The organism is Streptantibioticus rubrisoli (assembly GCF_024436055.1).
GTDB lineage: Bacteria > Actinomycetota > Actinomycetes > Streptomycetales > Streptomycetaceae > Streptantibioticus_A > Streptantibioticus_A rubrisoli.
Genome location: NZ_JANFNH010000086.1, coordinates 1 through 8,254 on the forward strand (window position 1 = coordinate 1; position 8,254 = coordinate 8,254).

The window sequence follows — 8,254 nt, forward strand, 5'->3', positions numbered from 1 at the left end:
CTCCCCCCGCGCGAGCGAACCCGCGTGAGCGCGCCCCCCGCGCGGTGGGAGACTGCACGGCGTGAGTGACTTCACCGGAAAAAGCGCAGCCCTGGCAACGCTCCGCGGCCCGCACGTCCAGCCGAAACCGCTGGACGCCCGAGCCCTGGCCGCGCTGGCGGCCAACCCGGGCTGCGCGCGCCGCGCGCTGCTGGACGCGGCCGGTGTCGACAAGGCCAAAGTGGCCCAAACACTCGGCGCCCCCACCCGCTTCGGCCAGTCCCGCTTCGCCTTCACCCGCGGAAACGCGTTCGAGGCCCGCGTCAAGGCCGACGGCTGCGCCGAACTGCTCCGCCTGCTCGGCGCGGACGAGGCGGCGGGCGCCACGCTGCCGGACCTGTCCGCCCCCGGCCCGCAGGGCCGCGCCGCCCGTACCCGGGAGGCGCTTGCGGAGGCGGCCGCGGCGGGCCGCTGGACGCTGCTGGACCACCCGATGCTGGCCCTCGACGTGGCGGGCGCCCCCGCCTTCCTGGAGCCGGACGCGATCGCGGTGCGCCCGGACGGCTCGGCGACGGTGGTCGAGGTCAAGTCGTTCCCGATCCTGGACGGCAGCGCCGACGCGGTGAAGGTGGGCGCCGCGGCCCGCCAGGCCGCGGTGTACGTACTGGCGCTGGAACCGCTGCCGACGCCGCCCCGGCACGAGGTGCTGCTGGTCTGCCCCAGGGACTTCTCCAACGTCCCCACCGCCCGCGCGGTCGACGTGCGCAAGCAACTCGCCGTGACCCGGCGCCAGTTGGCCCGGCTCACCCGCATCGAGGAGATCGCCGCCGCCCTGCCGGACGGCACGACCTTCGACGTCACCAACACCACCGGTGAGCAACTGGCCGACGCCGTGGCCGCCGTACCCGCCGCGTACGCCCCCGAGTGCCTGGACACCTGCGAACTCGCCTACCACTGCCGCGAGCGCTCCCGCGCCGAAGGCGCCGTGGCGTCGCTCGGCCGCTCGCTGCGCGGTGAACTCGGCACGCTGACCACGATCGAGCGGATACTGTCCGCCGCGACCGGGCCGGCCGGGGCCGACGAGGACCCGGCCGCCACCGTGCTGCGCCGAGCGGCGGCGCTGCGTGCCGAGGCGCTCCAGGAGGCCGGATGCCGCTGATGGAGACGCTGGCCAAGGCCCAGGCCGTGGCGGCCGGGCGGGCGCAGCCGCTGGCGACCGTGCGGCACCGCTGGCTCTCCGACCGGCCGTTGGTCTTCGTACCGCTGACCACGGCGGGCGAGGTGGGCGCACCGCTGGGCGCCCTCGTCGGCACCGAGCGGGACGCGCCGCACCTGCTGGTCGTACCCCAGCCGCGCGACCGGGACCTGCGCTCGGCGTTCCTGGCGGCTCTGGCCGACGAGATGCTGCCGTACCTCACCTCGTACGAGGACCGCACCGTGCTGGAGCCGGGCAGGGAAACCGACCCGGAGACCGGGAAGAAGGTGTCCGTCGAGCGCGAACTGTGCGAGGACGCACCGCAGTTGATCGTGCCCAACCCGGCCGGAGTGGAGTACGTACGGCTGTTGGGCCGGGCCACCCGGTTCCGGCGCACGGCTGAGGAGGATCCGGCGGACCCGTACCCCGCGCCGTCCCAAGTCCCGCTGCTCGGCCGCTGGTTGACGCACTACGGCGAGCGGGCCCGTACCCCCGGCAGTGCGCTGCTGCTCGCCATGACCGAGCTGCTGTCTCTGCACTGGGCCACCGGCCAGAGCGGCCTTGAGGACCAGCACCTTGGCGCCCTGCTGGCCTGGCTGGACCCACCGCAGGGCGTGGACGGCGCCCAGGCGGCGCTGCGCGCGCAGGTCGGCAGGGGTGCGGACGGGCTGCTGTGCTGCCCGCCCGCCGGGCCCGCCACCGACCCGGTCTTCGACAACACCGCGCTCGCCCCGGCCATCGACCGCTATGACGCCGCGCGTTCGGCGGGCGCGGACACCGGTCCCGCGGAACGGGAGATCCGCGCGCTGCTGACCAGCCAGTTGCGGCCGACGTGGGACGACGTCTGGCGCGGCATCGACCTGCTGCGCGCCCTGCCGCCGGGCGGGCACGTCGAGGACCGCTGGAAGCGGGACCGCTGGTCGTACACCGGCCACCGCGACCGGTTGCGGGCGGGCGAGCCGCCGCAGCCCAGGGTGGACGACGCGGTCACCGCGGCGCAGAAGCTGTCCGGCCGGGAGACCGCGCAGGCGCGGCTGGACGCGCAGGAGGCGCTGGACGATCCGCTGGTGATGGCCGGACGGCGGCTGGCCGGTGAGGCGTTCGCGGGCGAGGTCACCGCGGTGGAGATGGCGTACTCCGACGGCAAGGTGCCCAGGCCGCGCCCGCTGCTGACGGTCGCCACCGACGACGAGCCGCACCTGGACGAGGGCGGCACGGTGTACCGGGCGCTGCCGGACGGCCGTACGCAGGAGGCGCGGTTCACCGGGTGGACCGCACCCGGCGTGCTGCGGGTGCAGCTGCTGAACGGGATGGGGCGCGGCAAGGTGCCGGACGAGGGCTCGGTGCCAGAGGTGGGCGACCGGTTGTGCTGGACGCTGTTCGAGCACGCGCCGCGCGGCGGACCGGAGTTGCCGGACGCCGACGCCACCCCGTGGACCCATGGCGGTCCCCCGTCGAGCGCGCCGGGCGCCGCCACCCACGACCCCGTGACGAGCGAGGACTACCTGTGAGCGAAGCGTCCCCGGCATCCGGCGCGCCCGACCCGGCGAAGGCCGCGGCGCAGGCCACCGAGGCGATCCTGCGCGACACCCGTGACGGCGCGCACCGCGGGGTGGTGGTGGACTCCCCGCCCGGTGCGGGCAAGTCCACGCTGGTGGTGCGCGCGGCACGCGAACTGGCCGCCGCGGGCGAGCAGTTGATGATCGTCGCACAGACCAACGCGCAGGTGGACGATCTGGTGGACCGGCTGGCCACGGCCGATCCCGAGCTGCCGATCGGACGGTTGCACGGCAGCGACTCACCGCCCGACCCGGCGCTGGAGCGGCACGCGTCGGTGACGCGTTCGACCAAGGTCGCGGAGCTGCGGGAACACCGGGTGGTGATCGCCACCGCTGCGAAGTGGGGCTATGTCAAGGGCGTCGAGCCCTGGCGGCACGCGATCGTGGACGAGGCCTACCAGATGCGCTCCGACGCCCTGCTGCGGGTCGCAGGCCTCTTCGAACGGGCGCTGTTCGTCGGCGATCCGGGCCAGCTCGACCCCTTCAGCGTGGTCGGCGCCGAGCAGTGGGCGGGGCTGTCGTACGACCCGTCGGCGAGCGCGGTGGTCACCCTGCTCGCGCACAACCCGGGGCTGCCGCAACACCGGCTGCCGGTGTCCTGGCGGCTGCCCGCCTCGGCGGCGCCGTTGATCTCCGACGCGTTCTACCCGTACACCCCGTTCCGCAGCGGCACCGGGCACGGGGAGCGGGCGCTGACGTTCGGGGTCGCTTCGGACGGCAGCGGCCCTGACCGGGTGCTGGACGAGGCGGCGGCGTCCGGTTGGGGGCTGCTGGAGCTGCCCGCACGGCACACTCCGCGCACCGACCCGGAGGCGGTCGCGGCGGTGGCCCAGGTGGTGCGGCGGCTGCTGGACCGGGGCGGGGTGACGGTGAGCGAGCGGTCCGAGCAGCCGGTACCGCTCACCGCCGACCGGGTGGCGGTGGGCACCGCGCACCGCGACCAGGCCGCCGCAGTACGGGCGGCGCTGGCCGGGCTGGGGGTGACCGGGGTCGCGGTGGACACCGCGAACCGGTTGCAGGGGCGGGAGTTCGACGTCACGGTGGTGCTGCATCCACTCTCCGGGCGGCCGGACGCGACCGCGTTCCACCTGGAGACCGGACGGCTGTGCGTACTGGCCTCGCGCCACCGGCACGCGTGCGTGGTGGTCTGCCGGGCGGGGGTGGCCGATCTGCTGGACGAGCACCCGTCGATGGAGCCGGTGCGGCTCGGGGTGACGGTGAAGTTCCCGGACGGCTGGGAAGCCAACCACGCCGTGCTGGCGCGGCTGTCCGAGCACCGGGTGCGATGGAGACCGTAAGACTGACCCGCCCGCACACAACACCCGCCGGACGGAGTCCGGCACGCCGCCGGAGGCGGCCGATGAACACAGCCCGGACGGCTGGGAAGCCAACCACGCCGTGCTGGCGCGGCTGTCCGAGCACCGGGTGCGGTGGAGACCGTAACGGCGACCCGGTCGGACGCGCGGTCTCCCGGCGGGCTTGCCTCGTGCGGGACAATGGTAGGCGGCCCACGATCTGGAGGTACCTAGATGTCCGAGCCGCAGTCGGCTCAGCAGACGCCGGACGCACAGCGCCGGATGCGGCCCGCGCGACTGCTCTTCGAACCCGAGGCGGCGGCCTCCGACCCCGAGCACTTCTTCGACCTGGAGTCGATAGAGGACCCGGGACGGCTGCTGGACCGCTCCACCGAGCTGACGCTGGCGTTCCGGGCGGCGGCCGACCGTGCCACCGAGTTCCAGGCGATCGCGGCGGCGCAGCTCGCGGATCCCGGGCGGTTCGACCGGGTCTCGATCGCGGCGATCGCGGAGCGGGCCGAGTGGAGCGAGGACTACGCGAAGCGGATGGTGGAGTTCGGCCTGGAGCTGCTCAACGAGCAGCCGCCGCGCGAGTGAGCCGCTACCTACTGAGCGGTTCACGAAGCCCTGCACGTGCGGATGCACGGGATCCACACGCCGGTGGCATATGCGAGAAGGGTAGTAGCGGGCGAGTACGGGCGTCCTGGTTTCCGGCGATCCGGCGCGACAGAGCGCACCCCGCAGGTAGATCTGTCTGCCATGACGGATACCTGGGAGCCGGACGCCATGCTGCGCGCGGAGTACGTCACGGTCGCCGGGGCGGACTGGCTCGCCTCGGCCAGCGCCTTCCCGCGCAGTGTGCACGCCCTGTGGGCGGCGCGGCCCACGGCACCGAGCGTGCTGCCCTGCGGCACGGCGTTCGACGTGGTGAACCTTCCGGCGTTGTTCGGCCGCCGGGTCCTGGACCGGTTATGGGCGGCCGGTCCGGGCTGCGGGCCGGTGGCGGTGCACCGCGGCCGGATCCTGGTGTTCGCGGTACCCGGCACCGCCGCGCGGCTGCCCGCGCTGCTGGCCTGGGAGGAGTGGGGCGCGCACGTGCCGCCGCTGATGTGCCACGGGCCCGGTGAGACGGTGACGGTACCGCCGCTGGTGCCGGTGTGTGACGGACGGCACAGTGCGGGCCGGTCGCGCTGGCTGGTGGCGCCGGGCGCCCGGCATCCCTGGCTGCCGGGCGCGCCCGTGCTGCTGTGGGCCTGCCTGCGGGCGGCTCAGGAGGGGCGGGACGAGGGGTGAACGGAAGCGGAAGACTTATCGATTTTTCTTCTTCCGGATCCGGGTGCTAAGGTCTTCGACGTTGACCGGCGCCGCTAGCTCAACTGGCAGAGCAGCTGACTCTTAATCAGCGGGTTCGGGGTTCAAGTCCCTGGCGGCGCACCATTAGGCCCCACATGCTTGCATGTGGGGCCGACTGCGTTTGGCGGTGCGCGCGGCGGACCCTTCGCGGGGCCGCGCCCCCGGCCGCCCCCGGCGGGCTTCGCCTCGCACCCCGGGGCGTCCGCCCGCGCCCCAAGCACGGTTCCGCCCCGGCATTCCGCTTGCGCTCCGGATCCGCGGCTGGAGTGGTCAGGGGCACCCCCTGCCGTCAGGTAGTATTTCTTCCGCGGGCGCCGCTAGCTCAACTGGCAGAGCAGCTGACTCTTAATCAGCGGGTTCGGGGTTCAAGTCCCTGGCGGCGCACCATTAGGCCCTCACCTGATCGTGGGGGCCTATTTTCGTGTGACCCTTATCGTCCAGCCGCCGTCGGCGTTCCTGGCCAACACGTCGACCCCTATGCTCCGCTCCCGGTCGGCGAACCGCTCACCCGGGCCGTAGGGCGCGTCGTTGAGGGAGTTGAACGAACCGCTGCTGGAGTCGCACGCGGTGGTGCCTGGATGCGCGTCAACGACCGCGATCGGGCCGTCCCCCGTGTCCACGTCCGTGCGCACCCGGTACACCAGCACCCCCTCACGGCACACCGTCGCGTCGTTGCCGCGTGCCGTGCGCGCCTCCACCACGTACGCCGACCGGTGGCCGTACGGGATCACCACGGCCTTGCGGCCGCCCGGCACCTCCAGCGGCGCGAGCTGGAAGATCCGCGCCCCGCCCCTCGTGACGCACCCCACCTGCCCGTCGTCCAGCCAGCCCAGCCGCCACTTGTGCCAGGCGAACGGATCGCCCTGCAGCCCCCAGTCCAGCGACATGATGTCCCACTGGCCGGCGAGCCGGTCCGTGCGGTGGAAGTCATCGGCCGAGTAGAGGTCGGGCAGGCCGAATATGTGGCCGTTCTCGTGCGCGAGCACCCGCGGCCCGGCCTGGTCATGGCCGTAGATCATGGAGACCCGGTCCAGATGGGCACCGTCCTCGGTGCGCGCGGCGGTGCCGCCGGTCCATGTGACGGAGAGCACGGTCTCGTCCGCGGGCGGCCCCGCGTTGGGCGTGGCGATCACGTTGACCAGGTCGTAGCCGCGGAAGTCCACGCTCTTCCCGACCACCGCGGCCAGGTCCCGCATCATCGCGCGGTGCACCGACCACCCGTAACCGCGCGATATCCCGTACGACTCGAACGTGCGCGGCATCCGGAAGTACCGCAGCACCGGGACCACGTGGTAGCGCAGCCTGCCGTACGAGGCGCGGGCGTACCACCGCGGCACGAACGGGAAGAACTCGGCGTACCGGCGGCGCACGCTCTCCCGGGCGGGAGCGTCGGGGAAGTCGATGAACAGGGTGAGGGCGCGGACCTCCCCGGTGGCCTGGGCGTAGGCGGGGTCGCGGAGCACGGGGAACCCCTCGGACATCTCGGTGCCGCGATGCGCCCGCAGCGCACAGGCCCTGGCGGACGTGGCCAGCGGCAGCCGGGGCGCGCTGGGTGCGGTGGGGCCGGTCATGGTCGAGCTGCCGCCGCCGAGCAGCAGCACACCGGCTATCGCGGCGACCTTGAGGCCCGTCCGGACCTTGCTGGGCTTCGCTCCGCTCATCGCTCGGCCGCCGTGACGGTCCAGCCACGGCGGCCGTGGCGGTCGACATGGATGGTCAGCACGTCCTTCGCCAGCCGCCCGAAGTGGTACGTGTACGACTCGCCCACGCCGAGCGGCGCGTCGGCCAGCTGCGGATAGACGGACGTGCCGTAGCACGCACCGGTCCACGGATGGCCGTCGAGCACGGTGATCGGCCCCTCGCCCGACTGGATGTCGGTGTGCACCTCGTAGAGCAGTACGCCCTGGGTGCAGGCGTGTTGGTCGTTGGCCCGGGGCTCCCTGACCTCGAACGCCAGCGCCGTGGTGACGTCGATCCGGACCACGACCAGCTTGGTGCCGCCCGGTACCTCGACGGGGGTCAGGGTGCGGGTGGTGGTGCCGGGGTGGTCCACGCAGACGACCTGGCCGGGATCTATCCAGCCGTACTTCCAGCGGTGCCAGGCGAACAAGTCGGGGGCCAGGGCGAACTGGCTGCCCATGAGGTCCCAGTCGCCCACCCGGGTGTCCCAGGAGTCGTTGCTGCCCGGGGGCGGGCGGAAGTACAGGTCGGGCAGGTCGAAGACGTGATTGGTCTCGTGGGCCAGGACGTTCTGGTCGGGCGGGTGGTGTTCGAAGACGGTCACCAGGCGGTCGATGGTGGCGTGGCCGGAGTGGATGGGGCGGGCGAGGTTGATCACCTTGGTGGCGTCGGCGTCCACACCGCGGGCGTCCGGGTCGGCGACCAGGTAGACCACCGGGTAGCGCCGGAAGTCGACGGCGGCGCCGACGGCCGCGATCGCGTCCTGCAGGTACTGCGCGCGCAGCCCGTCGGCCCAGTCGCGGTGGATCCCGTACGCCGTCGAGGGGCGCGGCATCCGGAACCAGCGCTGGACGACGTGCGGGTGGAGCCGGAAGCGGCCGTACGAGGCGCGGGTCAGGAACGTGGTCGTTGCCGGGAAGTGATCGGCGGTCAGCGCCCGGGTGTCCACCACGGGGACGTGGTCGGGGAACGACAGGAAGAGCATGACCGCGCTCACATCGCCCAACGGCCGCGGGTAGCCGCCGTTCCACCGGTCCACGCCCTCCGAGTGCCGTACGTCGGTGCGCTCCAACGCGCACGGCCCCCGCATCGGCGCGGCGGCCGCGGGCCCGGCCACCAGGCTCCACGCCACCAGCGCCACGAACCCGACCAGCATCGCGACCCCGCGCCGATTCCACCCCCCGCCCCCCGCG

7 protein-coding genes and 2 tRNA genes are annotated in these 8,254 nt (G+C 73.6%); 7 read left to right on the forward strand and 2 right to left on the reverse strand.

Annotated features, from left to right (window positions below):
* Positions 1-61 precede the first annotated feature (61 nt).
* The 7 genes from NON19_RS32735 to NON19_RS32765 all read left to right on the forward strand — a co-directional run bounded on the left by NON19_RS32735 (position 62) and on the right by NON19_RS32765 (position 5,768).
* Positions 62-1,138: a hypothetical protein gene (locus NON19_RS32735; protein ID WP_255932914.1), complete on the forward strand. Its 1,077-nt coding sequence runs from the start codon at positions 62-64 to the stop codon at positions 1,136-1,138.
* The gene (locus NON19_RS32740) at positions 1,129-2,685 is read left to right on the forward strand and encodes a hypothetical protein (RefSeq protein WP_255932915.1); all 1,557 of its coding nucleotides are present in this window, start codon (positions 1,129-1,131) and stop codon (positions 2,683-2,685) included. Before NON19_RS32735 ends, NON19_RS32740 begins: the two co-directional genes overlap by 10 nt.
* The gene (locus tag NON19_RS32745; RefSeq protein WP_255932916.1) at positions 2,682-4,031 is read left to right on the forward strand and encodes an AAA domain-containing protein; all 1,350 of its coding nucleotides are present in this window, start codon (positions 2,682-2,684) and stop codon (positions 4,029-4,031) included. Before NON19_RS32740 ends, NON19_RS32745 begins: the two co-directional genes overlap by 4 nt.
* Before the next feature lie 231 nt (positions 4,032-4,262).
* Positions 4,263-4,625 (forward strand): DUF8844 domain-containing protein, encoded by a 363-nt coding sequence (locus NON19_RS32750; RefSeq protein ID WP_255932917.1) that lies wholly within the window; start codon positions 4,263-4,265, stop codon positions 4,623-4,625.
* 162 nt (positions 4,626-4,787) lie between these two features.
* On the forward strand, positions 4,788-5,321 hold the full coding sequence (locus NON19_RS32755) for a bifunctional DNA primase/polymerase (RefSeq protein ID WP_255932918.1): 534 nt from the start codon (positions 4,788-4,790) through the stop codon (positions 5,319-5,321).
* A gap of 68 nt (positions 5,322-5,389) precedes the next feature.
* A tRNA-Lys gene (locus NON19_RS32760) sits at positions 5,390-5,465 on the forward strand.
* Positions 5,466-5,692: 227 nt separating this feature from the next.
* Positions 5,693-5,768, forward strand: a tRNA-Lys gene (locus tag NON19_RS32765).
* Between the two features lie 26 nt (positions 5,769-5,794).
* On the opposite strand, the gene NON19_RS32770 is transcribed toward NON19_RS32765, so the two are convergent.
* Entirely contained in the window at positions 5,795-7,042 is a 1,248-nt protein-coding gene (locus NON19_RS32770) for a M6 family metalloprotease domain-containing protein (RefSeq protein ID WP_255932919.1), read from the reverse strand.
* On the reverse strand, positions 7,039-8,217 hold the full coding sequence (locus tag NON19_RS32775) for a M6 family metalloprotease domain-containing protein (RefSeq protein WP_255932920.1): 1,179 nt from the start codon (positions 8,215-8,217) through the stop codon (positions 7,039-7,041). The genes NON19_RS32770 and NON19_RS32775 overlap by 4 nt, the downstream gene beginning before the upstream one ends.
* Positions 8,218-8,254: the final 37 nt, after the last annotated feature.

What these genes read in the sequence shown, in the direction of transcription:
- NON19_RS32750 (WP_255932917.1), top strand. Translation starts at nt 4,263, where the DNA reads ATGTCCGAGCCGCAGTCGGCTCAGCAGACGCCGGACGCACAGCGCCGG.
- NON19_RS32770 (WP_255932919.1), bottom strand. Translation starts at nt 7,042, where the DNA reads ATGAGCGGAGCGAAGCCCAGCAAGGTCCGGACGGGCCTCAAGGTCGCC.
- NON19_RS32755 (WP_255932918.1), top strand. Translation starts at nt 4,788, where the DNA reads ATGACGGATACCTGGGAGCCGGACGCCATGCTGCGCGCGGAGTACGTC.
- NON19_RS32775 (WP_255932920.1), bottom strand. Translation starts at nt 8,217, where the DNA reads ATGCTGGTCGGGTTCGTGGCGCTGGTGGCGTGGAGCCTGGTGGCCGGG.
- NON19_RS32740 (WP_255932915.1), top strand. Translation starts at nt 1,129, where the DNA reads ATGCCGCTGATGGAGACGCTGGCCAAGGCCCAGGCCGTGGCGGCCGGG.